The 26,653-nt window shown below is 54.3% G+C and carries 22 protein-coding genes; 10 read left to right on the forward strand and 12 right to left on the reverse strand.

Features of this window, described 5'->3' with window-relative positions; genetic code table 11:
* The first annotated feature begins 48 nt into the window (after nt 1-48).
* The 6 genes from FIV00_RS15960 (at nt 49) to hflX (ending at nt 7,945) form a co-directional block, all read left to right on the forward strand.
* Nucleotides 49-2,313, forward strand: a complete 2,265-nt coding sequence (locus FIV00_RS15960) for a PAS domain-containing sensor histidine kinase (RefSeq protein ID WP_152501670.1) — start codon at nt 49-51, stop codon at nt 2,311-2,313.
* Nucleotides 2,303-3,670, forward strand: coding sequence for a sigma-54 dependent transcriptional regulator (locus FIV00_RS15965; RefSeq protein ID WP_152501671.1), 1,368 nt, complete (start codon nt 2,303-2,305; stop codon nt 3,668-3,670). Before FIV00_RS15960 ends, FIV00_RS15965 begins: the two co-directional genes overlap by 11 nt.
* Before the next feature lie 50 nt (nt 3,671-3,720).
* Nucleotides 3,721-5,097: a Trk system potassium transporter TrkA gene (gene trkA, locus FIV00_RS15970; RefSeq protein WP_152501672.1), complete on the forward strand. Its 1,377-nt coding sequence runs from the start codon at nt 3,721-3,723 to the stop codon at nt 5,095-5,097.
* A 102-nt stretch (nt 5,098-5,199) separates the two neighbouring features.
* Nucleotides 5,200-6,063: a D-amino-acid transaminase gene (locus FIV00_RS15975; protein ID WP_152501673.1), complete on the forward strand. Its 864-nt coding sequence runs from the start codon at nt 5,200-5,202 to the stop codon at nt 6,061-6,063.
* Between the two features lie 187 nt (nt 6,064-6,250).
* Nucleotides 6,251-6,508 (forward strand): RNA chaperone Hfq, encoded by a 258-nt coding sequence (gene hfq / locus FIV00_RS15980; RefSeq protein WP_173006241.1) that lies wholly within the window; start codon nt 6,251-6,253, stop codon nt 6,506-6,508.
* Nucleotides 6,509-7,945, forward strand: coding sequence for a GTPase HflX (gene hflX, locus FIV00_RS15985; protein WP_371419535.1), 1,437 nt, complete (start codon nt 6,509-6,511; stop codon nt 7,943-7,945).
* A gap of 57 nt (nt 7,946-8,002) precedes the next feature.
* Here hflX and FIV00_RS15990 read toward each other — a convergent pair whose 3' ends face one another.
* The 11 genes from FIV00_RS15990 to FIV00_RS16035 form a co-directional block, all read right to left on the reverse strand.
* Nucleotides 8,003-9,226, reverse strand: coding sequence for an MFS transporter (locus tag FIV00_RS15990; RefSeq protein WP_152501674.1), 1,224 nt, complete (start codon nt 9,224-9,226; stop codon nt 8,003-8,005).
* 170 nt (nt 9,227-9,396) lie between these two features.
* Nucleotides 9,397-10,224 (reverse strand): nucleoside triphosphate pyrophosphohydrolase, encoded by an 828-nt coding sequence (gene mazG / locus FIV00_RS15995; RefSeq protein WP_152501675.1) that lies wholly within the window; start codon nt 10,222-10,224, stop codon nt 9,397-9,399.
* Between the two features lie 27 nt (nt 10,225-10,251).
* A complete protein-coding gene (locus FIV00_RS29835) occupies nt 10,252-10,488 on the reverse strand; it encodes a hypothetical protein (protein WP_173006016.1) in 237 nt (78 codons plus the stop codon).
* Between the two features lies 1 nt (nt 10,489).
* A complete protein-coding gene (locus FIV00_RS16000) occupies nt 10,490-11,635 on the reverse strand; it encodes an ABC transporter permease (RefSeq protein ID WP_152501676.1) in 1,146 nt (381 codons plus the stop codon).
* Nucleotides 11,632-12,555, reverse strand: a complete 924-nt coding sequence (locus FIV00_RS16005; protein ID WP_152501677.1) for an ABC transporter permease — start codon at nt 12,553-12,555, stop codon at nt 11,632-11,634. Before FIV00_RS16005 ends, FIV00_RS16000 begins: the two co-directional genes overlap by 4 nt.
* Nucleotides 12,552-13,031 carry an N-acetyltransferase gene (locus tag FIV00_RS16010; protein ID WP_152501678.1) on the reverse strand — a complete coding sequence of 160 codons (480 nt, stop codon included), beginning with the start codon at nt 13,029-13,031 and terminating at the stop codon, nt 12,552-12,554. Before FIV00_RS16010 ends, FIV00_RS16005 begins: the two co-directional genes overlap by 4 nt.
* Complete coding sequence (locus FIV00_RS16015) at nt 13,021-13,860, reverse strand: ABC transporter ATP-binding protein (RefSeq protein WP_152501679.1); 840 nt, start codon at nt 13,858-13,860, stop codon at nt 13,021-13,023. Before FIV00_RS16015 ends, FIV00_RS16010 begins: the two co-directional genes overlap by 11 nt.
* Nucleotides 13,861-13,955: 95 nt before the next feature.
* Complete coding sequence (hydA, locus tag FIV00_RS16020) at nt 13,956-15,413, reverse strand: dihydropyrimidinase (RefSeq protein WP_152501680.1); 1,458 nt, start codon at nt 15,411-15,413, stop codon at nt 13,956-13,958.
* Nucleotides 15,414-15,469: 56 nt separating this feature from the next.
* Complete coding sequence (locus tag FIV00_RS16025) at nt 15,470-16,249, reverse strand: endo alpha-1,4 polygalactosaminidase (RefSeq protein WP_152501681.1); 780 nt, start codon at nt 16,247-16,249, stop codon at nt 15,470-15,472.
* The gene (locus tag FIV00_RS16030; RefSeq protein ID WP_152501682.1) at nt 16,249-17,505 is read right to left on the reverse strand and encodes a Zn-dependent hydrolase; all 1,257 of its coding nucleotides are present in this window, start codon (nt 17,503-17,505) and stop codon (nt 16,249-16,251) included. Before FIV00_RS16030 ends, FIV00_RS16025 begins: the two co-directional genes overlap by 1 nt.
* A 48-nt stretch (nt 17,506-17,553) precedes the next feature.
* Nucleotides 17,554-18,900, reverse strand: a complete 1,347-nt coding sequence (locus tag FIV00_RS16035; protein WP_152501683.1) for an aspartate aminotransferase family protein — start codon at nt 18,898-18,900, stop codon at nt 17,554-17,556.
* A gap of 146 nt (nt 18,901-19,046) precedes the next feature.
* On the opposite strand from FIV00_RS16035, the gene FIV00_RS30445 reads away from it, so the two are divergent.
* The 3 genes from FIV00_RS30445 (at nt 19,047) to arfB (ending at nt 20,523) form a co-directional block, all read left to right on the forward strand.
* Nucleotides 19,047-19,181 carry a hypothetical protein gene (locus tag FIV00_RS30445; RefSeq protein ID WP_256366661.1) on the forward strand — a complete coding sequence of 45 codons (135 nt, stop codon included), beginning with the start codon at nt 19,047-19,049 and terminating at the stop codon, nt 19,179-19,181.
* Between the two features lie 203 nt (nt 19,182-19,384).
* The gene (gene rutR, locus FIV00_RS16040; RefSeq protein ID WP_152501684.1) at nt 19,385-20,065 is read left to right on the forward strand and encodes an HTH-type transcriptional regulator RutR; all 681 of its coding nucleotides are present in this window, start codon (nt 19,385-19,387) and stop codon (nt 20,063-20,065) included.
* Nucleotides 20,062-20,523 (forward strand): alternative ribosome rescue aminoacyl-tRNA hydrolase ArfB, encoded by a 462-nt coding sequence (arfB, locus tag FIV00_RS16045; RefSeq protein ID WP_152501685.1) that lies wholly within the window; start codon nt 20,062-20,064, stop codon nt 20,521-20,523. Before rutR ends, arfB begins: the two co-directional genes overlap by 4 nt.
* Before the next feature lie 114 nt (nt 20,524-20,637).
* Here arfB and FIV00_RS16050 read toward each other — a convergent pair whose 3' ends face one another.
* Nucleotides 20,638-22,359: a helix-turn-helix domain-containing protein gene (locus tag FIV00_RS16050; RefSeq protein WP_209006570.1), complete on the reverse strand. Its 1,722-nt coding sequence runs from the start codon at nt 22,357-22,359 to the stop codon at nt 20,638-20,640.
* A 305-nt stretch (nt 22,360-22,664) separates the two neighbouring features.
* On the opposite strand from FIV00_RS16050, the gene FIV00_RS16055 reads away from it, so the two are divergent.
* Entirely contained in the window at nt 22,665-26,642 is a 3,978-nt protein-coding gene (locus FIV00_RS16055; protein ID WP_152501687.1) for an autotransporter domain-containing protein, read from the forward strand.
* The last annotated feature ends 11 nt before the right edge of the window (nt 26,643-26,653 follow it).

A 26,653-nucleotide genomic window follows, 5' to 3' on the forward strand; every position in this document is an offset into this window, starting at 1 on the left:
ACGATATTGAATGCGGTCGATATTTCACGGCCGCTGTGCTGAGGCTTAATGATACTGGAAGCGGAACAGCGATCGGCAGCGCAGTCGAGTGCGGCAGGTAAACTCTGGCGCCGCGCAGGCCTCGCGATCATGGTTGTCGCCCTGATTTCGATTGGCGTGACATTTGCCATTCTGATGGGGCTGACAACCATCGACCCGACTCGGGAAGTCATTGTCACTGCAATGACGATCAATGGCGCATTAGCTGCAGTTCTGCTTGGCGTCATTTCCGTTGAAATTCTGAAGCTATGGCAGGCGCGACGGCGCGGTCGTGCGGCTGCCCGTCTTCATGTGCGGGTCGTTGCTCTTTTCAGCGTCGTTGCAGCGGTTCCAGCTATTCTTATGGCAATATTGGCCGCCATTACGCTGGATCGGGGTCTCGATCGCTGGTTTGAGGAGCGCACCCGCCAGATTATCGACAATGCCCTTACGGTTGCGCAGGCCTATCTGCAGGAACATGCGCGCGTGTTGCGCGGCGATCTGATCGCCATGACCAACGACATTGATCGTGCCAAAGCTGTCTACGACTTCGAACCGACGCGTTTTGATCAGTTTTTCGCGACGCAAGTATCTCTGCGTGGGATTCTGGCCGCGTTTATCCTCGACAGCGAAGGTAAGGTTGTCACGCGTGTTGTGCTGGATCCAAATGCCGATGTTCCACTGCCGCCGGCTGACAGTTTTTTCAAGGCAAAGTCCGGTGATCCGATCCTGATTGCACCAGGAAGTTCCAATATCGTCGGCGGCATCATGAAACTGTCTGCATACGACAACTTCTATCTCTACGCCGTGCGCGCCATCGATCCGCGTGTTGTTGAATATTTGCGTCTGGCAGAGACAGGGGCCTCTCAATACCAACAGATGGAGAGCAGCAGGTTCGGGGTGCAAGTCGCCTTTGCTCTTGTCTATCTCGGTGTGGCACTGGTTCTTCTCTTGTCAGCCATCTGGATAGGCTTTGGTTTTGCCAACCGGCTTGTGTCGCCAATCAGAACGTTGATTTCGGCGGCCGACGAAGTTGCCAAGGGCAATCTTGCAGTGAAGGTCCGAACGGAAAAATCGGGCGGAGACCTCGCAAATCTTGGAACGACATTCAACAAGATGACCGGGCAGTTGCTCGGTCAACGCGATGCTTTGCTTGCTGCCAATGAACAGATTGACCGGCGCCGGAGATTTAATGAGGCGGTGTTGTCAGGGGTCTCTACGGGTGTGATCGGGATAGACGATGAAGCGTCAATCATGTTGATCAACCGGTCAGCATTGGAGCTTCTGCAGCTTGATGAGATCCAGATTCTGAACAAGCCCTTGATGGAGGTTGTTCCTGAATTGAATGAGTGCATCCGGGAGCTCTTGGAAAATGATGGTGACCGCCTGCCTGAGAGACAGATCGAAATCGCGCGTGGCGGACGGCTGAGGACAATTAACGTTCGCATTACGACCGAACAATCAACCCGACGCGAACACGGATTTGTTGTTACCCTGGATGACATTACGGATCTTGTGTCGGCCCAGCGCAATTCAGCCTGGGCGGATGTCGCCCGAAGAATTGCGCATGAAATCAAAAACCCTCTAACGCCAATTCAGCTGTCTGCGGAACGCATCCGGAGACGATATGGCAAACGCATTGAAGAAGATCGTCAGGTTTTCGACCAATGCATTGACACGATTGTCCGGCAGGTGGGCGATATCGGTCAGATGGTTGATGAATTCTCGTCCTTTGCCCGTATGCGCAAGCCTAACAAGTCTTCGGGAGATCTCCGGGAAGCCGTAAGAGATGCTGCATTCATGCAGTCTGTTGCCAATCCGGAAATCAGCGTGACTGCGGATGTTCCGGACACGCCGGTCAAGGCGGTCTTCGACGCGAGGCTTATCGGCCAGGCATTGACTAATGTTGTGAAGAACGCCACCGAAGCCGTTTCAGCCCGCGAAGGTGAGGATGCACCAAAGGGCACTGTCAAGGTTCGTCTTTCAGGAGAAGGGCCGGACCAGTCGGGCCGCATCGTCATTGATGTGATCGACAATGGCGTGGGCTTGCCTGAGGAAAATCGCAGCCGCTTGCTGGAACCATATATGACGACGCGTGAGAAAGGGACTGGTTTGGGTCTCGCGATCGTGCGGAAAATTTTGGAAGACCACGGGGGCGGAATTGAATTGCTTGACGCGCCCAAAAACGATCCTTCAGACACGGGAACTCTTGTTCGCCTGACTTTGGCCGCCAAGGCCGAGATCGAGCCGGAACCCGAGCAACAACAAGAAGCAGTGACTGCTCATGGCACATGATATTTTGGTTATAGACGATGAAACCGACATTCGAGAGATGATTGCCGGTATACTGGATGATGATGGTTACGGCACAAGAACTGCGCATGATTCAGACAGCGCACTCGCTGCGGTAAAAGAGCGTAAACCGTCGCTCGTTATTCTGGACATCTGGCTTCAGGGAAGCCGACTGGATGGCTTGGCGCTCTTGGATCTTTTCAAGGAAACCGACCCGGACATGCCCGTTGTCATCATATCGGGTCATGGCAACATCGAAACGGCTGTATCGGCAATCAAGCGCGGCGCTTATGACTACATCGAAAAGCCGTTCAAAGCTGATCGTCTGGTTCACATCGTCGAACGCGCCCTGGAAGCTTCAAGTCTCAAGCGTGAGATTCGCGACCTCAAGCAGCGAAGCGGCGAAACCAGTGATATCATTGGAAACTCTTCTGCCGCTCATGGTCTCAGACAGACCGTCCAGAAAATTGCCGGTACCAATAGCCGTATTCTGATCGTCGGCCCTTCGGGAGCTGGCAAGGAGCGTGCGGCGCGGATGATCCATGATTTGTCGCCCCGGGTCAAAAGCCCGTTTGTGGTTCTCAACGCGGCCACCATTACGCCAGCTCGAATGGAAGAAGAGCTGTTCGGTATCGAGGACGAAAACGGAAATCTGCGCAAGATCGGTGCACTAGAGGAAGCCCATGGCGGCACATTGTACCTTGATGAGGTTGCAGACATGCCGGCCGAAACCCAGGGCAAGATCCTGAGGGTGCTTGTCGAGCAGAGCTTTTCGCGTGTCGGCGGAACTCAGAAAGTTCAGGTTGATATCCGGATACTGTCTTCAACGTCGAAGAACCTTGAAGAGCATATAGCTTCAGGGCTTTTCAGACAGGATCTTTATCACCGTTTGAGTGTTGTTCCTCTCAAGGTTCCAGGGCTTGCCGAGCGGCGTGAGGACATCCCGGTTCTCGTGCATCATTTCATGGAGCAAATATCAGGTGCTTCGGGCATTCCGCTCCGGCCGATCGGCGATGATGCAATGGCGGTTCTTCAGACGCATGACTGGCCGGGCAATGTCCGTCAGCTACGCAACAATGTTGAGCGACTGATGATCCTGAGCCGCGGTGACCCCGACAGCACAATCACGGCGGATTTGTTGCCGGCTGAAATCGGAGAAACCTTGCCGAGCCTGCCGAGTTCCGGCACCGGAGAACATCTCATGTCCGTTCCGTTGCGCGAAGCGCGCGAGATTTTCGAGCGTGAATATCTACAGGCGCAAATCAAGAGATTTGACGGGAACATCTCGCGGACTGCAGAATTTGTCGGTATGGAACGGTCTGCGCTTCACCGGAAACTGAAGACCCTGGGTATGACCTGACACCCGGTGAACATCGGAACTAGTCAGCAGAGTGGGGAAGGGTTCTTTCCATGAAAATCGTGATTTGCGGCGCAGGTCAGGTCGGGTACGGCATCGCCGAACGATTGGCCGCCGAACAAAACGATGTGTCCGTGATCGACTCCGCACCAGAGCTGATCAATGCGATTGGCGATCAACTGGATGTGCGCGGCTTTGTCGGTCATGGTGCGCACCCGGATGTTCTTGCACAGGCCGGCGCTGAAGAAGCCGACATGATTGTCGCCGTCACGCTCTATGACGAGGTCAACATGGTGGCCTGCCAGGTGGCGCATTCCCTGTTCAATGTGCCGACCAAGGTGGCCCGGATCCGCGCACAGTCCTATCTGCAGGGTCGTTGGCGCAATCTCTTTTCGCGCGACAACATGCCGATCGACGTGATCATTTCGCCAGAGATTGAAGTTGGCGAAATGGTGCTGCGCCGCCTGGCATTGCCGGGGGCGGTTGAAACTGTTCGGTTCGCCGATGATCAGGTGGTTGTTGTCGGGATCATGTGCGAAGACGATTGCCCGGTAATCGACACGCCGCTGCGCCAGCTCACCGAGCTGTTTCCCGATTTGGGAGCCGTTGTAGTCGGCCTTTACCGAAACAATCGGCTGTTCGTACCAAAGAGCAGTGACTCTATCTTGACCGGTGATCTCGCCTATGTGGTCGCCCGCAGAGATCAGGTCAGGCGTACACTCAGCATTTTCGGACATGAAGAGCCGGAAGCGGCCAAGGTGATTATCGCCGGAGGCGGCAATATCGGCCTTTATGTTGCCAAGGCTCTTGAGCAGCGTCAGTCCGGAACGAAAATCAAGCTTATCGAGGCTTCGCGTGAACGTGCGATTACCGTGGCGGATGACCTTAAGAGATCTGTCATTCTTCACGGCAGCGCTCTCGATCAAACGATCCTCAATGAAGCGGACGCCGGCGATGCCGACACGATGGTCGCTCTGACCAACGAAGACGAAGTCAACATTCTGTCGTCGGTGATGGCGAAGAAGCTCGGCTGCAAGCGCTCTTTGTCCTTGTTGAACAACCCGAGCTATCCCGCCTTTGCGAATGCGCTCGGTATCGACGCGTTCATCAATCCTAGAGCGGTGACGATCTCGCGCATTCTGCAGCATGTTCGCCGAGGCCGGATCAGGGGCGTTCACTCTCTGCAAAACGGTGCTGCCGAGATCGTTGAGGCGGAAGCGCTGGACACTTCACCACTTGTCGGCAAGCCTCTGAGGGTGATTGATCTGCCGTCAGGTATTCGTGTCGGGGCCGTTTTCCGCGAGGGTAAGGTTCTGACACCCAATGGTGATCTGCAGATTCAGGCACAGGATCGCATCGTGATCTTTGCGGTTGCCAACAGGGTTCGTCAGGTGGAGCAAATGTTCCGCGTCAGTCTCGACTTCTTCTGATCGTTTGCCGATTTTCTAGCCTTGCATTTGCCTGACCGAAAGGTCAAAAATGACCTCGATACCGATTGGTTTGATTTGATCCTGGCCCCTTACGGAGGAAGCATGAGCCGAATTGCCTATGTCAACGGTCAATATGTCCGTCATGCGGATGCCGCAGTCCATGTGGAGGATCGAGGGTACCAGTTCGCTGATGGCGTATATGAGGTCTGCGAAGTTTGGCAAGGCAAGATTGTCGACGTTCCTCGCCATCTTGACCGGCTTGACCGTTCCTTAAACGAATTGCGCATAGATTGGCCAATGGCGCGCAGCGCTGTCAAATTTGTGCTTCATCAGGTCGTCAGACGCAACAAGGTGCGCAACGGTCTTGTCTATATTCAGGTGACACGCGGCGTGGCCCGGCGTGATCATGTTTTCCCATCCGAAGATGTGGCGCCGTCCATTGTGGTAACTGCTCGCTCCAGCGACCCTGCGGCTGCACAAGCCGCGGCGGAGGAGGGGATTGGCGTCGTTAGCTACCCTGAAAACCGTTGGCCGAGAGTGGACATCAAGACCGTTGCATTGCTTCCTAATGTTCTGGCCAAACAAAATGCCAAGGAACACGGTGGCAAAGAAGCCTGGTATATCGACAAGGATGGCAATGTGACCGAAGGCGGGTCGACCAATGCCTGGATTGTCACCAAAGAGGGCGTTCTGGTTACCCGGCCGGCGGAAAGCGGCATATTGCGTGGTATTACTCGCGCCGTTGTGCTGGAACTCGTTCAAAAGGACGGGATGACCTTTGAAGAAAGACCATTTAGTCTTGAAGAGGCATTTGAGGCCAAGGAGGCATTCGTCACCGCGGCGACTACTGTGGTGATGCCAGTGACACGTCTGGACGGCCGGATTATCGGAAATGGCCATCCTGGATCTGTTGCAACCCGATTGCGCGAATTGTTCCATACTGCTACTGATTTGCAGGCGGTATGATTCGATTGGCCTTGTTGGGCGGCGAATTCGAAACAATATAGAGCTGGGGCAGACAGCTCTTCTGGTGGGCAATGCAAAAAGCGAGCGGTTGTCAAACCTTAGCGTTTGAACTTGAACGTCTTTTGACGGTAAGCTGCTGTGGAACGCCGGATGCTCGGCCGCATCCGGGACAAATAGGATAAAAAGACTGATGGCTGAGCGCGCACAAAATCTCCAAGACACTTTCCTCAATCACGTTCGCAAGCAAAAAACTCCTCTGACAATTTTCCTGATCAACGGTGTAAAATTGCAGGGCGTCGTAACCTGGTTTGACAATTTCTGTGTCCTGCTTCGTCGCGACGGGCATTCTCAGCTTGTCTACAAGCACGCGATTTCCACAATTATGCCAAACGGGCCTGTTCAGTTGTTCGATCAGGCAGAGGAAAACGCTGAAAAGGCAAGCTGATTGAAACCGAAGTCTCGGGCAGACGATTTTTCAAAGTCTAACGGTACTGAAGAGCCGGGCCAGAAATCACTTCGCGTGAAAGACACTGGGGTAGATCGCCTGCCTCAGCCTTTTCGTGCGATCATCCTAGAGCCTGTCCTCCAATTGCGGGGGGAGGGTTCCGGCGAACTGCGTGGAAATAGAAGCCCTGAGGCACGGCTTGAAGAAGCTGTTGGCCTAAGCGCTGCCATTAACCTCGACATCGTTCACTCAGGCGTAGTTCGGGTCAACAATCCCAAACCAGCGACGCTCTTTGGCGAAGGCAAGGTGGCCGAACTTGCGGGTATTGTTGCCAGCGAAGACCTCGACCTTGTCGTCATTGACCATCCATTGACGCCTGTTCAGCAACGAAATCTGGAACGACGCCTTAAGACAAAGGTGATTGACCGCACCGGACTCATTCTTGAGATTTTTGGCGACCGAGCACGGACCAAGGAAGGTAAGTTGCAGGTCGATCTTGCGCATCTCACCTGGCAGAAGAGCCGATTGGTCAGGTCCTGGACCCACCTCGAGCGGCAACGGGGCGGTGCCGGCTTTATGGGGGGGCCTGGTGAAACGCAGATCGAGGCAGACCGTCGCCAGATACAAGAGCGCATCATTGCGCTGCAGAAGCAGTTGGAAAGCGTGCGACGAACACGCGATCTCCATCGTAAGAAACGCAAGAAGATACCGCAGCCTGTTGTGGCACTTGTCGGTTACACCAACGCCGGAAAGTCAACACTTTTCAATCGGTTGACCGAGGCAGATGTCTTTGCCAAAGATCTCTTGTTTGCAACTCTTGACCCGACGTTGCGCAAGATAAAGCTGCCACATGGCAGGGAAGTTATCCTGTCGGATACGGTTGGCTTCATTTCCGATTTGCCGACCCACCTTGTTGCTGCTTTCCGGGCGACACTGGAAGAGGTGCTGGAGGCCGACCTGATTCTACATGTTCGCGATATTTCGCACCCGGATACAGATGCGCAGGCTGAGGATGTCAAAAAGACCTTGAACGATCTCGGGGTTGACGCCCAAAGCGGCGCACCGATCGTTGAAGTATGGAACAAGATCGACTGCCTTGATCCTGCGCTTCGGGAAAAATTGCTCGACGATGCTGGCCATGATGGGCCTGTTTCTCTGTCGGCTTTGACAGGTGAGGGTATCGATGGCTTGTCTGACCGCATCGACGCGTTCATGGCAATGCACGACGATATCTTCTCCATTCAGATACCGGTTGCGGAAGGCGCGCTTCTGGCAAAGCTTTACCAGATGTCTGAAGTGCTGGAACGCTCAGATGCGGAAGACTTCGTGACGGCGGAGGTGCGTGTTTCCGACAAACAACGCGGGCCATTCCGGGACTTGTTTTCAGAGTATCTGGTCGATCTCGCTGGCCGGTTGGACAAGAGCTCCGAAGACTGACGCTTCCAAAAAGGTACTTGTGAGGAAGACCGCTTGATTTTGAGCGTCGAGTCAAAGTTATTTTTCGAATTTCCTGGCGAAGAAGTAGCTAATTGTGGCCGTCGCGAAGCTCACAAAGGCAATGAAGAAGATTGCCCAAACGGTTTCCTGCAGGTGGGCAACTGCTGCCAAAAGCGCTGAAAGGCAAATCATTGTAAGTCTGCCAAACGATCTTGCTACCGCAATTCCTTTGACGCGCTGACCCTTTGGCGCAATTTCCATAAAATAGACTTGCAAGACCGCTATTATTCCGCGGACTGCCACAGTGACAACGAAGATTGCGATGGCATGTATTCTCAAATCGTGTTGCAGGTTCAACATATGCAGTGTCGCCAGGATTGACCCGCAAAAGCCGACCAGAAGTGAACAGGTTATCATTACCAACCGGTGCGAAACGTTGTTCAAGGTACCCCAAAGCGGGCCTGCCACGATGTAGCCCAAGGCATAGGAGGTGACCATTGCCGTCAGCCCCTTGCTCGTTGTGTGGTGGGTCTCTGCAGCAATAAGGGCGAAGAACGGAACGGCGAGTATCACAGCTGAAAAAACTGTCGTGATGACCACATACTGGCGAAACCATGATTGTTTCATCATGGCCAGCACGTTGAGATAGTAGTTTCTGACCAATCTAAGCGGAGACCGTGTTGCCGATGGCCGCGCTGCGTTAGTTGGAGCACTGTCTTCCACGGCCAATATTGCAAGCGCTGATAGAGCGAAACAGGCGATGCCGATCGTAACCACAATGGAGTGCCGACTAAGGGGTGGCAATTCCAGTGTGAGCTCATGCGCGATCCAAGCCAAGGCAACGCCAAATCCGCCACCGATCGCCATCTGCGTGTATTGAAGCAACAAGCGCGATTTTGATTGCAAGTTGTCTGCCAGAAAGTCAGTCATCAGCAAATGCTGAAATTCGTCGGCGACCCCCATTGTGAAAATGCAGACAACAAAAACGATACTTGTCTGGGTCTGGGTTCCGAAAAGCACAGAGACAATCGTAGCGCCAAAACAGAGCGCTAAGATCATGTCACACAGAGACAGCGCCAACTTTCGATTTTTAACCTTGGCAATTCTCTCAAAAAGAAAGATGTCGGTCAGCGAGCTGGCAAGTTGTCGAACAGACACGAGGGCACCAACCAAAAAGACTGGCATTCCGACTGATACGGCCAGAAACGTGATTACAATCGACGGGCTCGCCATTGTCCAGGCTGTTTGTGCCAGACTTGTTTGCCCGGCCAGCAAAGACAAAGTTCGTCTTTCCACTGAAGATGCAATGACGGCCAATTGTCACAAGCTCCGGATCGAAAATCACGTCTTACAATTGAAGGGTATCTCGCCGTTGGCACGGAAAAAAGCAACTTGAAGTTCAAGAACCAGGCTCGCCAAGCTGGGCAGGAGACCTCCAGGAGTTCTGAAATTCATGACTGTCTCTTTTTTGCTGCTTGCCAAGCTGCTTCCATGTCTTCGAGTGTCATGTCCTGAAGCGTTGTGTCGGTCCGACTGGCTTCGTCTTCAATGGCAGCAAACCGGGTTCGGAATTTTCTGTTCGTTCGGCGCAAAGCTTCCTCTGGATCAATGTCGAGGTGGCGGGCGAGGTTGGCGAGTGCAAACAGAGTGTCGCCAAGTTCGTCACTCATGCGGTCTTTGTCCGGGTCTCCTTTGGCAAGTTCTGCATCTAATTCGTGTGTTTCTTCCCGGATCTTCTCGAGTACGAGCCTGGTATCATTCCAGTCGAAACCGACCTTTGACGCCCGGCGCTGCAGTTTGTCGGCTTCCTGAAGAGCAGGGAAGGCGGTCGGTACATCGTCAAGATAGCCTTTGCTCGGCTCAGAAAGTCCGAGAGCTTTGCGTTCGGCCCGTTTTTCAGCCCGCTCTTCGGCTTTGATCCGCTCCCAGATACCTTTGACGTGTTCCGCCTTTTCACCGTTTTCATCGCCGAAAACATGAGGATGGCGACGGATCAGTTTTTTGGTTATGCCTTCAACGACATCGCCGAAATCAAAGTGCTCGCCTTCCTCGGCCATGCGCGCGTGATAGACCACCTGGAGCAACAGATCGCCAAGCTCTTCTCGCAGTTCCAGCAGATCATTTTTTGCGATTGCATCTGCAACTTCGTAAGCTTCTTCGAGTGTATAGGGAGCAATTGTCGAAAAGTTTTGTTCCAGGTCCCAGGGACAACCTGTTACGGGCGTTCTCAAGGCCGCCATGATTTCGATGAGGCGGGCAATGTTGCGGCTGGGTGTCATTGGCATTCCAAGTTTAGGTGAAAAGTCTTAGGTGGAGAAAATTCCCACACAAATCATAAACACTGCACCGACAAAGGCCAGTATGCCGACGAAAATCATGAAAATCCGCATTGGTCTGGAGTGCCCCTTGAAGCCATCATAAGGCGCACGTCTCTCTCGGTGGTCTGAATATAGTTCCAGCAGGTCAGAAAGTAGAAAGGTCGCAAGAATTACCGCAACAACTATTGCTGTTATGATGACTTCGAGCAACGAAAACTCAGGCAATTCAACTCCTTATGGACGGGTGCCAGAATGTGACGGCCCGCTCCACCAGCGCCACAGCGCCGTAGAACAAGGATCCTGCAAGAGCGGCAACAGCAATTTCCGCCCACACCATATCGACGTTCATGCGACCGACTTCCGTTGAGATCCGGAACCCCATGCCGACGATTGGAGTGCCAAAGAATTCAGCAACAATGGCTCCGATCAGAGCCAGGGTCGAATTGATTTTCAACGCATTGAAGATGAACGGCATGGCCATGGGCAGGCGCAACTTGAAGAGCGTTTGCCAATAGCTGGAGGCATATGTACGCATCAAATCGCGCTGCATGGCATCTGACGCGGCAAGGCCCGAAACAGTGTTCACCAACATTGGAAAGAACGTCATGATGATGACGACCGCCGCCTTGGATGGCCAATCGAAGCCGAACCACATTACCATGATCGGTGCAACGCCGATGATGGGCAAAGCGGATACCAGATTGCCGATGGGCAGAAGGCCTCTTCTCAGAAACGGTACCCGGTCAACAAGGATTGCAATCAGAAATGCCGAACCGCAGCCAATTATGTAGCCTGCCAGAACCGCTTTAAGGAAAGTCTGCTGGAAATCAGCCCATAACGTCGGGACAGAATTGATGAGCCGCACCCAGATTTCAGAAGGGGCAGGCAACAGTACTTTCGGCACACCTGCACCGGTCACCACCAGTTGCCAAAGAACAAGTATCGTGATGCCGAATATGGCCGGTATCGCCAAATTCACGATGCGGGCCATAGTCTGCGAACGGCTTTTCCAGATTGCCAGTCTCTCGACAAAGAGCCAGGAGGCTGCCCAGGTCGCAATTGCCAGTGCCCAGAAACCCAGTTTCGCTTCTCCGACATGCTGCGACACAGTTGAAACCAACAGCCAGGCCGACGCGGCAGCAACAAGCCCGAGTATGAGATCCCCGATCCAGTTGCGCATGAAACCAAGTTCATACCGGACACCTGCAATGGCTAGGATCACCAGACAAGCTGCCAATCTCGGCACGTCCATGATGCCGTAGTCAGGCCCGAAGATTGGGCTGAAAAGCCCGACAATCACCATCAGCACAACAAACCAGGCAAGAAGGGCCGGCATGTCTAATCTGCGTTTGGCAGCTGCTTGTGCACTCATCTTGCCATGCCCATACGTTTGAGGGTGTGTTTTTCCAAAACGCCTATCAGCGCGACAAGAGACCCGGCAAGGAAGGCTGCCATGAGCAATGCGGACCAGATCTGAACAGTTTGGCCATAGTAGGAGCCTGCTAGAAGTCTTGCCCCCAGTCCTGCAACGGCGCCAGTTGGCAATTCACCGACAATCGCTCCAACCAGTGAAGCGGCCATGCCGATCTTCATGGAGGTGAATAGAAACGGCACTGCATAGGGAAGGCGGAGCTTCCAGAATGCCTGAACGCGGGTGGCGGAATAGGTGTGCATCAAATCCATGTGGATCACTTCAGGCGACCGCAATCCCTTTACCATGCCGACGGCAACCGGAAAGAAGGAGAGATAAGTTGAGATAAGGGCCTTCGGCAGCAATCCGGAAATCCCGACCGCATTCAGAACGACGATGATCATCGGCGCGATGGCCAGGATCGGGATGGTTTGCGAGGATATGATCCACGGCATTAGGGATTTGTCGAGTACGCGAGAATGAACAATGCCGATCGCCAGCAGAATGCCGAGCGTTGTTCCGATAAGAAATCCCATCAAGGTCGAAGAAAGCGTAATGCCGCTGTGATAGATCAGCGAGCGTTTTGATGTGATCTTCTTCTCAACCGTTGTTTTCCAGATCTCTATGACAACCTGATGAGGTGCCGGCAGAACTGGGCGTTCCTGGGCAAGTGTGTCGGTTATCAGCTGGCTGACAGGAACATCGGTCTGGCTCGCACGCTCATAGATTTCCTGCTGAAAGGGCGTGTTGAGTGCAACGGCAGCTATGTACCAGATCGCTAGAATGGCAGAGACGACCACGATAACGGGTCCGACCGTTCCGGACATCAGGCCAGAAAAAGGGTTGGTGCTGCGATTTCCGGGGAGAGAAGTGTCTGTCATTGATGCTCCCCGGATGGCTTCCAAGAAAATAGTATGTCCGGAAGGTTCTCTTCGTTGTCGCCATCAGTTCGGCGAACCTCGTGGAAGCCACGCATTGAATAAAACTTTTGTGCATCAGTATTGGCAACGAAGGTCCACAAGCTGACACCATCGGAAAAATCTTGTTTCACGTTATCAAGTAGCCGGCTGCCCAATCCGTCTTTGCGGGCACTTTTTGCGACATACAGCCCTGTGACGAAACCATCGCTACTTGTTGCTGAGAAGCCCTGAACAAATCCGTCGCTGTCTTTTGCAACCAACACACAGCGGTTTGAATACACAAAATCAACATAGTGCCGCACAACATCATCGTGTGGGTGGACGCGCGGCATCCATGGCGTTTCGTCAATCCAATCGTTCAAAATGTTGCCGCAAGCTATCATGTCTTCTTCGACCGCGCTTTTGATCTCAATTACCATGGTCGCTTCAGTCTTCATAAGAATGACCGGCACGAAGGCCGTCACGTACCCTGTGGGCGATCTTCAGGAATTCCGGTGTTTCGCGAATGTCCAAGTTTCTCTCGCGCGGCAAATCGCTGTCGATAACGTCATAGATGCGGCCCGGGCGAGGGCAGAGCACAACGATTTTGGTCGAGAGGAAAACGGCCTCCGGAATTGAGTGGGTCACGAAAACGACGGTCTTGTTGGTTTTTGCCCACAATTGGAGCAGCTGTTCATTTAAATGGTCGCGAACGATCTCATCCAGGGCACCGAATGGCTCGTCCATGAGAAGCAGATCCGGTTCAACGGCCAGCGCACGTGCAATGGAGGCGCGTTGCTGCATGCCGCCGGAGAGCTGCCAGGGATATTTCTTTTCAAACCCGGACAGGTTCACAAGATCCATGTTCCGGGCGATCCGCTCCTGCTGCTCGGTTTTGGGCAGTCCCATGATTTCAAGGGGCAGGGCGACATTCTTGGCGATCGTGCGCCAGGGATAAAGAGCTGCGGCTTGAAATACATAGCCATAAGCACGGTTCAGGCGGGCCTTCTCCGGTGAGACGCCGTTGACTGTTATTGATCCGGCCGTTGGCCGTTCCAGATCGGCGATCACGCGCAACAGCGTGGTCTTGCCGCAACCGGACGGGCCGATAAACGAAACGAAATCACCTTCGTCGATCTTGAGGTCGATGTCGGAAAGGGCGTGAACCGGTCCGTCATTGGTTTCGAACGTCAGCGACAGATTGTCGATGTCGATAACGCGTTTCGGGCTGGCGCTGGTCGTCTGTTCCACCGTTTCGGTGTCCTTTGCGCTGGCAAGAGCAGTCATTCATTTCCTCGCTATCGAGCCATTGGAAAACTGGCCGACAAACGGGCCCTCCCTTGGCACGGTTCCCTCCCCAGACGGGGAGGGAATATCTTCAGTCAGACACCGCTGGCCGGAATGCCTGTGCGTTCCACTTTGCGCGGAGCTGTCAGTTCTTTCCACGTCGAAAGTGCTTTGTTCACAGCCTGGAACGGTTCACGGGCGACAAACTCACCATGGCCCTGTTTGTGATTGACGGTGCCGTCTTCGACCGCGACACGTCCACGTGTCAGTGTGTATCGAGGAAGCCCTTTGACAGCCTTGCCTTCAAAGACGTTGTAGTCGATGGCTGACTGCTGGTTGGTAGCTGTGATTGTCTTTTCCTTTTGCGGATCCCAGACCACAAGGTCGGCGTCCGCTCCAACCAAAACAGCTCCTTTTTTCGGATAGATATTCAGGATCTTTGCAATATTGGTTGAAGTAACCGCGACAAATTCGTTTGGCGTCAACCGACCGGTTCCAACTCCGTAAGTCCAGAGCATTGGCATGCGGTCTTCCAAACCGCCGGTGCCGTTGGGGATCTTCGTGAAATCCCCCACGCCAGTACGCTTCTGGTCGGTTGTGAAAGCACAGTGGTCCGTCGCGACCACCTGAAGGGAACCCGAGGCCAGGCCTGCCCACAGACTGTCCTGGTGCTTCTTGTCGCGGAACGGCGGAGACATCACGCGGCGGGCGGAATGGTCCCAATCATGATGATAATATTCGCTGTCATCGAGTGTCAGGTGCTGGATCAAAGGTTCGCCATAAGCGCGAATGCCATTCTGCCTTGCCCGACGGATTGCTTCATGTGCCTGTTCGGACGAGGTGTGGACGATGTAAACAGGGACACCTGCCATATCGGCGATCATAATAGCGCGGTTGGTTGCTTCCCCTTCAACTTCCGGTGGGCGAGAGTGTGCATGGCCTTCGGGGCCATTGTGACCTTCTGCCAGCAGCTTTTGTTGAAGCGTTGCGACAACGTCGCCGTTCTCAGCGTGGACCAGGGGCAAAGCGCCAAGTTCAGCGCAGCGCTGGAAGGAGGCGAACATCTCATCGTCATTCACCATTAGGGCGCCTTTATACGCCATGAAGTGTTTGAACGTGTTGATGCCCTTTTTCTGGACCACTTCCTGCATGTCGTTAAAGACCTGCTCACCCCACCAAGTGATGGCCATATGGAAGGAATAGTCGCAATGCGCCATTGTGGACTTGTTGTCCCACATCTGCAGCGCTTCGAGCAGCGACTGACCGGGTGAAGGCAAGGCAAAGTCAACGACCATTGTCGTGCCGCCGGATAGGGCTGCACGGGTCCCGCTGTCGAAATTGTCAGATGAGAATGTGCCCATGAAAGGCATTTCCAGATGCGTGTGCGGATCAATGCCGCCCGGCATGATGTAGCAACCGGTCGCGTCCAGGGTTTCGTCACCTGAAAGGTTCGGGCCGATTTCAACAATACGGCCGTCTTCGATCTTCACGTCGGCTTCGTAGGACAGGTCAGCAGTGACAACAGTGCCACCTTTGATCACTTTGCTTGCCATCGTCGTTTCCCTTTCGTTCACATCAGTTTCACCGGCAGATTTGCCCGGTTGATCATTCAATTGGGTTCAGGGCACCAAAGCGCGGGAGCCGTCAGGTCCCGGTCTTTGAGGATCATCGAGATCCCGTATTTTTCAGCGATGGTGCACGCTTTGGTGAAGTGTATCGGCTTGTCGATGTATTCCGCATCAAAGATGGCCTTGCCTGCGTCATTATAGGCGCTGTAAGCCTTGCAGGTTCGGTCCTGATAACAGCTTTCCGCAATGGCAAAGTCGAGCACGTCAATCAGTTTCTCGGTCAGGTCCGGTACATTCTTCTGTCCGATCTTCAAACCGAGACCGCGCGCCGTGCCGGCAAGCAAGCGAATATAGGCGACCGCGTGCTGCTCTGTGATCGGGAAGCCGCTGTCATTGTCATGGACATCCATGTTGTCTGGCTCAATTGCATCGAACCCCATCGACTTGCAACTTTCGAAACGGGCTGCCATGAGCGGTAACAGGACATCGAGGCGGCGAATGTCGAGAAAGCGTTCATCGGGCCAGTCGTCATAAGTGTTGCCGATGATTTCTGACGGAAAATTTGCCCTGTCGGGTGATGTTCTTTCAAGTGTACCCACACTGACATAGCAAATCGTCTTGATGCCTTTGGATTTCAGAGCGGCCAAGTCTTCGGGCGATACGATAGACGGATGCAGATCCAGCACCTTGACGGGCCTATTGAGCTCAGCCGGTTCCGTTAACTGCCAATCCCAGCTGTCGCCGGCGGAAAAAGCGAAGGCGGGCAGGGACAGCATGAAAACGCTGCCTGCCAATGCCATCGCTTTTCCAAAAAATCGCATTATTCGACGATCTCCGCCGTTTCCACCACGGCATGGAAAAGAACATCCGCACCGGCTTTCGCCCAGTCTTTGGAGATTTCTTCTGCCTCGTTGTGCGACAGGCCGTCGACACACGGACACATGATCATTGCTGTCGGGGCGACTTTGTTGATCCAACACGCATCATGTCCCGCGCCGGAAATGATATTCTGGTGGGAGTAGCCAAGCCGTTCGGCAGCATTTCTGACCGCGTCGACGCAGCCCTGGTCGAACTCTACCGGATCAAAACCGCCGACTTTTTCGAATTCGACTTCAAGTCCCATTTCGTCGCAGATTTTCTTGCCACCGATTTTCAGCCGGTCTTCCATGTCCTTGATAACGGCAATGTCGGGCGACCGGAAGTCTATGGTGAAGACGGTTTTGCCGGGGATCACGTTTCGCGAGTTCGGGTAGACGTCGATGTGTCCAGCCGCGCCAACAGCATGAGGGGCGTGCGACCAGGCAATTTCGTCAACCAGTTCCAGAATGCGCGCCATGGCAAGCCCTGCATTCTTGCGCATTGGCATCGGCGTCGAACCGGTGTGGCTGTCTTTTCCGGTCACGGTCACTTGCGTCCAGGAGAGCCCCTGACCGTGTGTCACAACGCCAATGTCCTTGCCTTCAGCTTCCAGGATGGGCCCCTGTTCAATGTGAAGCTCGAACATGGCGTGCATCTTGTCCTTGCGAGCGCCAACTTCTTCGTCGCCCACCCAGCCGATGCGCTTCAGTTCATCACCAAACTTCTTGCCTTCGGCGTCTTCGCGATCATAAGCCCAGTTCTGTGTGTGAACACCGGCAAATACACCGGAAGCCAGCATGGCTGGGGCAAAACGCGTGCCTTCTTCATTGGTCCAGTTGGTCACGACAATCGGATGTTTGGTCTTCAGACCAAGGTCATTCATCGTGCGCACAAGTTCCAACCCGCCTAGAACTCCGAGGATCCCATCGTATTTACCGCCTGTTGGCTGGGTATCGAGATGAGACCCGACATAGACCGGCAGAGCATCGGGATCCGTTCCCGGCCGGGTCATGAACATGTTGCCCATAGTATCAACGGCCATCGAAAGTCCGGCCTCTTCGCACCATTTTTGAAACAATTTACGGCCTTCTGAATCCTCATCAGTCAGGGTTTGCCGGTTGTTTCCGCCAGCGACACCCGGGCCGATCTTTGCCATTTCCATCAGGCTGTCCCAGAGCCTGTCCGGATTGATCTTCAAGTTTTCGCCTGGAGCGGCCATTTGCGTGTCTCCTAGAAAGGTGTCGGTGTCTCGTTGACAAGCTTTTGTTCAATCTATCGCATTCAAAACACTGCGCAATTTGCTGAACAATTCGTCTATCTGGTCCTTGGAGATGATCAACGGTGGTGACAGGGCAATGATATCGCCCGTGGTGCGGATCAGGATACCGTCGTCATAGGCCTTCAGGAAGGCCGAGAATGCTCTTTTGGTCGGTTCTCCGGCAATCGGTTCCAGTTCAACTGCGCCGATCAGACCGAGATTGCGTATGTCGATGACATGCGGGCAGTCTTTCAAGGCATGCAGACCGTCTTCCCAATGTTGGGCAAGCTCGGCGGCGCGCGTCAGAAGACCTTCTTCTTCATAAGTATCAAGGGTCGCAAGAGCCGCTGCGCAAGCGACTGGGTGGGCGGAATAAGTATAGCCGTGGAACAATTCGATCATGTGTTCCGGGCCGGTCATGAAAGCGGTGTAGATATCGGAAGAGCAGAATACCGCTCCCATGGGCACAACACCTGATGTCAGTCCTTTGGCCGTTGTGACCAAGTCTGGTGTGACGCCGAAGAAGTCTGTCGCAAAGGGCGAACCAAGTCTGCCGAAACCTGTGATAACTTCGTCGAAAATCAGCAGAATTCCGTGCTGGGTACATATTTCGCGAAGCCGTTCCAGATATCCTTTGGGGGGGATCAGAACTCCTGTTGAACCGGCCACGGGTTCAACGATCACTGCCGCAATCGTCGACGGGTCGTGTAGCTGGATGATGCGGATCAGATCTTCCACATATTCTGCGCCATTTTCCGGCATCCCCCGGGAAAATGCATTGCGGTCCGGGTCGTGCGTGTGCCGCATATGGTCGACCCCCGCCAGCATGGTGCCGAAGGTCTTGCGGTTCGCGACGATGCCGCCAACTGAGATGCCGCCAAAACCCACACCGTGATACCCGCGCTCACGCCCGATCAGGCGTGTTCGTGTCCCCTGACCAATGGAACGTTGGTAGGCCAGCGCGATTTTCAGTGCTGTGTCGACGCTCTCCGAGCCGGAGTTAGTAAAAAAGACATGATCAAGAGGAGAGGGCATCAATGCAGCCAGTCTGGCTGCCAGTTCAAATGCCTTCGGATGCCCCATCTGAAAGGCGGGCGCATAGTCGAGTGTCGCGATTTGTTGCTGCACGGCCTCAACGACCTTTGGGCGCGAGTGGCCCGCATTGCAGCACCAAAGACCTGCAGTTCCGTCAAGCACCTGACGCCCCTCTGCGGTCGTGTAGTGCATATCCTTGGCCGAAACGAACATGCGCGGTGTTTGCTTGAACTGACGATTTGCCGTGAACGGCATCCAGAATGCTTCAAGATTGTTTGTGGCAGCGTGGCTCGATGCTGCCGGAGATGCCGGTGATGACATGCGTCCTCCTTGCGACCCTTTTGCTGCGCTCAAGGTCGACTGTTGATCTCAAAAAGAAAGGATGATGAGCAACGGAGCATTGGCGGCAATGCAACGCCGATCAGATCCTCTCCCTACACTGTCCCTCATGATCCTCGGGCGGGCTTTTGCCTCTTCCTGACGATCCTTCTTTCTGGATGGCTCACGCCAATCACGGCTTGTCGCCGGATCACGACCATGATGGTCAGATGCTGCCGAACGATCAAGAGTTGCCCATTGCGGGCGCTTTGGTGATCGACTAGCCTTCTGACCATCTGGTCAATTTACCCTAGGAGGGATTTGACCAAATGGTCAAGATGCAAATCCAATCGACATGACCAATTTGTGGTCACCTGCCGATGCGACGCGCAACAACAGGTCCGGGCGGGCTGCTTCCATGAGGGGAATCAGCTTACATTTTGGACATCTAGATTGGCGCCCACATGGGCTGAAACGGACGAATTTGATGACAGGTCTGAGCGGTCAGGATACGGCATCACTTAAACCGGGCGGCATGAGCCGCATTCAGGAAAAGAACAGAACACTGATACTGGAGGCCGCGCTTGCCGAGTTTTCCCGAAAGGGATTTTCAGGGGGAACCGTAGAGCGAATTGCCGCGGAAGCGGGCATGTCGAAATCCAATCTTCTCTATTATTTCTCTTCAAAGGAAGCGATCTACAAGGCAACTTTGGCGCATATTCTGGAAGTGTGGCTCGCGCCGTTGAAGACGTTGAAGCCAGATGGTGAACCAGCTGCGGAGCTCGCAGACTATATTCGGCAAAAAATTGAAATGTCGGCGAGATTTCCAGAAGCGTCGCGTCTTTTTGCAAACGAAGTGATGCAGGGAGCGCCTCAAATCCTCCCGATACTGGAAACGGATCTGAAGCGTCTCGTGGAAGAAAAGAGCCAGGTGATTGAAAACTGGATTTCGGCCGGAAAGATGCAACAGGTCAATCCGCTTCACCTGATTTTCACCATATGGGCGACCACACAACACTATGCGGATTTTTCCGTCCAGATCAGAGCGCTAACGGGCAAAGACCTGAGTGACCCCGGATTTCATATGGAAACGGTTCAAGCAGTTACAACGCTGATCCTGAACGGTGTCGGGTTGACCTTGCCTGAGGCAGCCGATCAAAACCAATGACGGATGAGCCTTCAGATCTGCCCGACAGTTCGCGGATCTCCGTGACCGATCGCTTTTTTATTTCGAAAGAAGATCTGTCGGAGGATTTCATCAGGGCCTCCGGGCCCGGTGGCCAGAATGTCAACAAGGTGTCTACCGCCGTACAGCTGCGCTTTAACCTGGCTGGAAACGAGACACTGCCGCAGGATATCAAATCGCGCGCTGCAAGGTTGGCCGGGAGCCGGTTGACCTTGAACGGCGAAATTGTATTGCGTGCCGACAGATACAGAACCAGGGAACGCAATCGAGAAGACGCTTTGGAGCGTCTGCTAGAGTTGTTGCGAAAGTCGACAGAAAGGCAAAAGCCGCGCAAGGCAACCAGGCCCACCCTGGCTTCCAAGAAGCGTCGCCTGGAAGCAAAGAAACAACGGGGCAATATCAAGAAGATGCGTGGGCGTGCAGGTCGGCAGGATGACTAAGTGTGCCAGTCTGCACGTCGCTTCCGTCACCTCTTCACGATTGGTCGCAATGCAACCGGGAGCAAAGCGCTGTTCAATCAATTCTCTCGAATAGAAGATCTGACAGGTCGACGGTCATTTTTGAGGATCGGCCGTTGCATTTTTCAGCGCGTCACCGGGAGTTTCATTGAAGGCCTGACGATACATTTTCGAAAAATAACTGACGCTCGAAAATCCGGATGCATGGGCGATTTCCGCTATTGTGTTGTGTTGACGCATAAGGATCAGATCTCGAGCTTGATTTAAACGTACGGATCGAATGAAGGCTGCCGATGTCAGCCCGTTCACCTTCTTTATTCGCCTGCCCAGTGTCTTTTCACTTGTAGCCAGAGCGGCTGCCAGTTCTTTGACGCCGAAATTTTCGTCTTTAATATGATCCTGAACACAATCAGTAGCCTGTTCGAGAAATCGTTTCTCCGCCGGCGCCAGCAGATTGTTGTTCGGATCCTCCGTCAAAATCGTTTCCAATGCGTCTATACGTGCACCGGTGTCTTTAAGTGCCTCAGCCTTCACCGTTACATCGCTCCGCAATAGGTTGGCTTCCATGATCGCAGCATGCTTCTGGCTCTGCATGGTTTTGACCATGACAGAAATCGCAATTAGCATGAATGTCGTTTCCCCAATGATCGCAATGTAATAGCCCCAGGAAATTGGGTAGCGAATGATGAGTTCGTAGGCGTAGGTGGCGTTGGTAATTTCAAGTGGGAAGGAGAAAAAGTAGACCGCGACAACAAGGCCGCTGGTAAAGAACAATAACGAAAGAGCAATCGGCTTTGCCTGTGGCAATCCTTCTCTGATCTTGCGCAGAGCGACGATCAACAGGACCAAGGGGCAGAAGAAGTAAATAACATGCAATGGCACTGCCAGTGTCCATGGATCCAGGACCGCAAGAACAGTTGAGATAATGGTGGTCACAGACAAGACGGAAAACAAAACCGTCAGGCGTCTCTGGCCGGCATCAACCTCGAGCAAAATTCTACAGTATTGGACATTTGCAAAGGCTGCGACCCCGGTGAAAAAGAACATGACCGGCGAGATCACTGACACGGGCAGGGTGATGCCCAGAATTTTATGAAGCCACCCATCATAGAGAAACGAGAACAAAAACTGACTGACGAGATAGAGCGAATAATATTTGTAAAAACGGGTTTCTATCTGACGAAAAATGATCAGGCTGAAGATCGTGATTGATAACACGTAGCTCAAAAACAATGCATTCAATATCATCATGCCGGTGGACCAGTCTGCAAACAGGTTCGGCGTGATGATGACCGGTTTCAAAGTCGGTTCCACGGTTCCGGCAACACGAAGATAGAACACTTTTCTCTCGCCTGGCCCCACAACAAGAGGCAGACCGGGCTTCATGGAACGGGATGCTCTTTCCAATTGAGGAACGGTCCGGCCATCTCGAGCTATCAAGACTAAGTCGTCTCGGGTTTGTTCATAAATAATTACGTCATCGAAAATGGTTTCAGCAAATGCGACCAGCCAGTGTTTTCTTGTTTCATGGTCGTTGTTTACAGCAAAGCGGAGCCATAGGGTTTGGCCGGGCAAAGGCGCTTGTAGCGCCGTGGCACAGGGAAGTTTGGAAAACTCTTTTTGGCTAATCTCACTGGTCTCCAGCGAGTTTGAGAGATCAATATAGTATTCCGCATTCAGTGAGCGCAGTTGATCGCTTTGATTTTCCGAAAGAGTGTTTTCAAGTCCATTGATAAAACCGGTCGCGCATGTGTTTCCGGGATCTTCAGCTTTTGACTTAGCAGTCGCTATGAAGATCAAGAATAGTGTGGCGAACACAAGCGCAGTTCGCGGCTTATATCTCTTCATGAACCTCTGAACTTCGATCTGACCGGCAGCTTGCACATTCGCGCGCATATCGGACAAATGCAAGCGCATATCCGTCAAAATACGGATGATACGTTCCAATCTTTCCGATCGCCTGTAACAACTCCCGAACCTCTGGGGGGCGGCGCTTCGACGCGCATGTCGTTCCAGCAGGTCTAGCTGATTTTGTAACGACGAAACGGATAGATGTGACACTTCGCAAGTTTGGTTTTCGTGGGAACCGGACCCCGGTTTCAAGGTCGTGTGGTGCGCCAACCATGTGGCTTCTGAATTCACACCTTCTGGCGTCCGCGTCACTTGTCGCCGCGGGCACTATCACCTTTGCCGCAACCGATGTGCAGGCTCAGCAGATCGATATTGCCGACGGTCAGACCACAACGATCAACACGTTGACGCCGTTTGATGACATCAATTTCGCCGGTGATGGAAGACTAGATGGCACCGGGCTGCTGCAGGCGAACGGCACTCCTACAACTATTGACGTCACGGGAAGCGGGTCCGCCTTCATTGACAGCAACATAGGAAGGAATGGCGGAAATGGGATCACTTTAGTCAATGGTGATGGTGGAACCGGAACGTTGACAATGACAGGTAAACTCTCCGGTACAAGTGTTATCGTCCAAGCCGGAACCTTGATCTTAAACAACGACGACGGCGACGCCATCGGTGACACAGATGGTCTCACGGTAAGGAGTGGGGCTACCATCAGTTTGCAGACAGATGAAACGGTAAGCAGGATTTCAGGAGTTGGTTCCTTTGTCCTGAATGCAAATACGCTGACTTTCGCCGGCTTTGGAAGTACTTTCTACGGAGTGATGTCCGGCACTGGCGGTGTTGTTATCAATGCCGGCGACCTCCATCAATTTGCAGCAGAAAATACATACACCGGGTCTACGACAGTCAATGGTGGAACATTGACCATCGGTCTGAATAGTCCCCCCCCAGGTGAGGGGGTGATCCTGGATAGCAATGCCGTCCTTGTGAATGGAGGTGAATTGATCCTTGACGTATCCGAAACAATCGGGTCCCTCGCCGGGACGGGCGGAACGGTCCACGTTGAGGACCCTGATGGTTCTCTGCATACGCTGACCACTGGTGGCAACAATGCCAGCACCACCTTTGGAGGGTCTTTCAGCGGTGGCGGCATTCTCAACAAGCGCGGTACGGGCACTTTCACGCTTTCCGGCGACAATACAGGGTTTGACGGCACGGTCACCGTCTCCGAAGGGACCTTGAGCCTGGCAACGACGGCCGCGGGCGGCGATGGCAGTTTTTCCATCACCACAACCGGCTCGGTGATCGACTACGCCGACGGCGTGACCAGTGCAGCGCCGATAGACATCAATTCGAACACGACCCAGCTACAGGTGCTGACAGGCTCAGCAACACAATCAGGTGTGATATCTGTAACGGGCGGGGCGCGACCGATGGAGAAAATCGGCGATGGCACGCTGACGCTGACCGGCACCAACACCTACACCGGCGGCACGACGGTGACTGCGGGGACCTTGCAGCTCGGCAACGGCGGCACGACCGGCAGTGTGGCCGGAGACATCACCAACAACGCGGCGCTGATCTTCAACCGCTCGGATGCAGTGACCCTGTCAGACGTCATCTCCGGTTCCGGCACCGTGACCAAGGCGGGTGCGGGCACGCTGACGCTGACCGGCACCAACACCTATACCGGCGGCACGACGGTGACGTCGGGCACGCTCGTCAACCAGGGCACATTAGCCGGGGCTGTTGTCAATAACGCAAGCTTCACCAATCAGGCCGGGGGCACGACGGGGGCGGTTACCAGTGCCGGCACCGGATCGAATGCCGGTACGATTGCGTCTCTGATCAGCACCGGCGGCACTTTCACCAACACAGGAACGATTACCGCTGGCGCCTCCAACAGCGACGGCACGACAACCAACACCGGGGCGATTGGCGGCGCGCTTGTCGTCTCGGGCGGTGTGTTCAACCAGATCACAGGCGGAACGCTTGTCGGCAACACGACTGTCAGCGGTGGACAGCTGAATGTAAATGGGACTGGGACACTTTCGTCTGCCAGCGTCACCGTCAACGGCGGAACGCTGTCCACAGATGGCGGTGCGTTCCTGGCGACAGCCGATCTTCAGGTGACTGGCGGAACGTTTGCGCTGGAGGGCGATGAGACGATCAACACGCTGACCAATGCGGGGACGGTGACAATTGGCGCGGGCAACACGCTTGCCGCGGCCGTCATCACCAATTCCAGCGGCACGATCCGAGTTCGTGAAAATGCGACACTTCAGGGCACCGGCAATACACTGAATAACAGTTCTCTCATCGATGTTGCCACGAATGGCACGGTGAGCGATGCCGGAGCGATCAACAATCTGGCCAATGGCGTCATCAACTTCAATGGCCCCGGCGGCACAGCAACATTTGCCTCAACAACAACCGGTTCGATCTTCAATGACGGCACCATCAATGTCGTTGACGGTGATGTTCTGGTGAGCGGCAACCTCACCAATCAGGGCAGCGGACAGCTCGGTGTCGCAGGCGGTGACATGACCGGCATCGGCGTGCTGACCAACACCTCCACAGCCACGTCCGGTGTCTCGGTTGGAGCAGGGCGGCTGCTGTCGGCCGATACGATCGTCAACAGCACAGGCGCGATGTTCTCCAATGCGGGGACGCTGACCGTGACCCACGGCTTGACCAACGCGACTGGCGCGACACTCACGACCACCGGAACGTTGAATGGGGCGGTGACCAACAGGGGCACCCTCAATGCGAAGGGCACGATCAACGGTGCTGTTACCAACAGCGGTGTCTTTTCGACAGGCGGCAGCGGGGCTATTGCAGCGGTCACCATCAACGGCAATCTCGTGCAGACGGCCGACGGATCTCTTGTTGTCGATGTGGACAGGGCAAGCAGCACCAATGATCGTTTAACGGTCACCGGCAAGGCAGATCTGGCCGGTACCGTCGATCTCAATCTGACAGGCGCTGATCCTGTCGGTCTCTTTACGATCGTTAGTGCAGGGGGAGGGGTCACCGACAGTGGGCTTGCGCTCGGCACCATGCAGACATTCACCAATCCGCTGACCGAGGTTCAACTGGTCTACCCGAACGCGAACGATGTGGCGCTCAACTTCAGCTTCAATGCCGAGGCCGGCACTTTCAACTCGAACCAGACAAACACACTGACCACGCTCAACGCGATCAACAGCGGCGATACCGGCGAGACTGGCCCGGTGATCCAGGGATTATTCAATTTGGGATCTGTCGGGGAAATGAGAACAGCCCTCAATCAGCTTTCTCCGGAGATCGCGCTCAACACCGAGACGGCCTCTTTGTTCTCCGCGGCTAACTTTACGAACAGTCTGTTCTCGTGTCCCGTTGAAGGTGGGGCTCATGCGTTCATACGCGAGGGCGATTGCCTTTGGCTACGCCCGCAGGGGCGTCTTCTGAGTGTTGACGAAACAGCGGACCGGATCGGCTTTGAGGAACGTGTCGGAGGCGTTTCCGTTGGCGGGCAGTACCAGGTCTGGAAAGACTGGCACGCCGGGTTCGGGCTTGGATACGAGCAGGGCACCCTGGACAGCAACGCCAGTGCCAGTGCCCGGAGCGACCGCTTTCATCTCGGGGGCACGCTGAAGTACCAGCATGGTGCTCTGTTGATCGCAGGGGCTGTTTCCGGCGGCATCGGCGCTTATGAAACCACCAGAAGTGTCAACTTCGGCGGTCTTCGTGCGGTCAACAAAGGCGACTACGACATCTCCTATGCAGGCGCCCAGATGCGTGCTGCCTATTTGCTGGAAGAAAGCGGTTTTTACGCCAAGCCGCAGGTGGATCTGTATCTTGCCTATCTTGACCGCGACGGCTTCACCGAGACCGGCAACTCTGCGACAGCGCTCAGTGTGGACAGCTCCGCAGAAACGAATTTTTCGGTCACGCCCGCGATTGAAATCGGAAGCGAGCATGCACTGTCCAATGGCTGGACAGCCCGCATGCGCCTCAAGGCCGGTGTCACGCTTTCTTCGCAAGACCAGAACTCTCTGACCGCCCATTTTGCAGGTGCTCCGGCCGGCGCGCCAGGCTTTGAGAGCACGTCTGACGTGGACAACGTTCTTGCCGATGTGGAAGCCGGCGTAATGCTGCTGTCGGCCGGCAACACAGCACTCGAACTTGGTTATCAGGGTCGTTTGTCACCTGGTACGCGCCAGCATGCAGGTTTCATCAAAGCATCGCTGAAGTTCTAACGCGGCCTCGC

It is taken from the genome of Labrenzia sp. THAF82, from assembly GCF_009363435.1.
In the GTDB taxonomy this organism is placed as follows: Bacteria; Pseudomonadota; Alphaproteobacteria; order Rhizobiales; family Stappiaceae; genus Roseibium; species Roseibium porphyridii.

What these genes read in the sequence shown, in the direction of transcription:
- FIV00_RS15960 (WP_152501670.1), top strand. Translation starts at nt 49, where the DNA reads ATGATACTGGAAGCGGAACAGCGATCGGCAGCGCAGTCGAGTGCGGCA.
- FIV00_RS15965 (WP_152501671.1), top strand. Translation starts at nt 2,303, where the DNA reads ATGGCACATGATATTTTGGTTATAGACGATGAAACCGACATTCGAGAG.
- trkA (WP_152501672.1), top strand. Translation starts at nt 3,721, where the DNA reads ATGAAAATCGTGATTTGCGGCGCAGGTCAGGTCGGGTACGGCATCGCC.
- FIV00_RS15975 (WP_152501673.1), top strand. Translation starts at nt 5,200, where the DNA reads ATGAGCCGAATTGCCTATGTCAACGGTCAATATGTCCGTCATGCGGAT.
- mazG (WP_152501675.1), bottom strand. Translation starts at nt 10,224, where the DNA reads ATGACACCCAGCCGCAACATTGCCCGCCTCATCGAAATCATGGCGGCC.
- FIV00_RS16000 (WP_152501676.1), bottom strand. Translation starts at nt 11,635, where the DNA reads ATGAGTGCACAAGCAGCTGCCAAACGCAGATTAGACATGCCGGCCCTT.
- FIV00_RS16005 (WP_152501677.1), bottom strand. Translation starts at nt 12,555, where the DNA reads ATGACAGACACTTCTCTCCCCGGAAATCGCAGCACCAACCCTTTTTCT.
- FIV00_RS16010 (WP_152501678.1), bottom strand. Translation starts at nt 13,031, where the DNA reads ATGAAGACTGAAGCGACCATGGTAATTGAGATCAAAAGCGCGGTCGAA.
- FIV00_RS16015 (WP_152501679.1), bottom strand. Translation starts at nt 13,860, where the DNA reads ATGACTGCTCTTGCCAGCGCAAAGGACACCGAAACGGTGGAACAGACG.
- hydA (WP_152501680.1), bottom strand. Translation starts at nt 15,413, where the DNA reads ATGGCAAGCAAAGTGATCAAAGGTGGCACTGTTGTCACTGCTGACCTG.
- FIV00_RS16025 (WP_152501681.1), bottom strand. Translation starts at nt 16,249, where the DNA reads ATGCGATTTTTTGGAAAAGCGATGGCATTGGCAGGCAGCGTTTTCATG.
- FIV00_RS16030 (WP_152501682.1), bottom strand. Translation starts at nt 17,505, where the DNA reads ATGGCCGCTCCAGGCGAAAACTTGAAGATCAATCCGGACAGGCTCTGG.
- FIV00_RS16035 (WP_152501683.1), bottom strand. Translation starts at nt 18,900, where the DNA reads ATGTCATCACCGGCATCTCCGGCAGCATCGAGCCACGCTGCCACAAAC.
- rutR (WP_152501684.1), top strand. Translation starts at nt 19,385, where the DNA reads ATGACAGGTCTGAGCGGTCAGGATACGGCATCACTTAAACCGGGCGGC.
- arfB (WP_152501685.1), top strand. Translation starts at nt 20,062, where the DNA reads ATGACGGATGAGCCTTCAGATCTGCCCGACAGTTCGCGGATCTCCGTG.
- FIV00_RS16055 (WP_152501687.1), top strand. Translation starts at nt 22,665, where the DNA reads ATGTGGCTTCTGAATTCACACCTTCTGGCGTCCGCGTCACTTGTCGCC.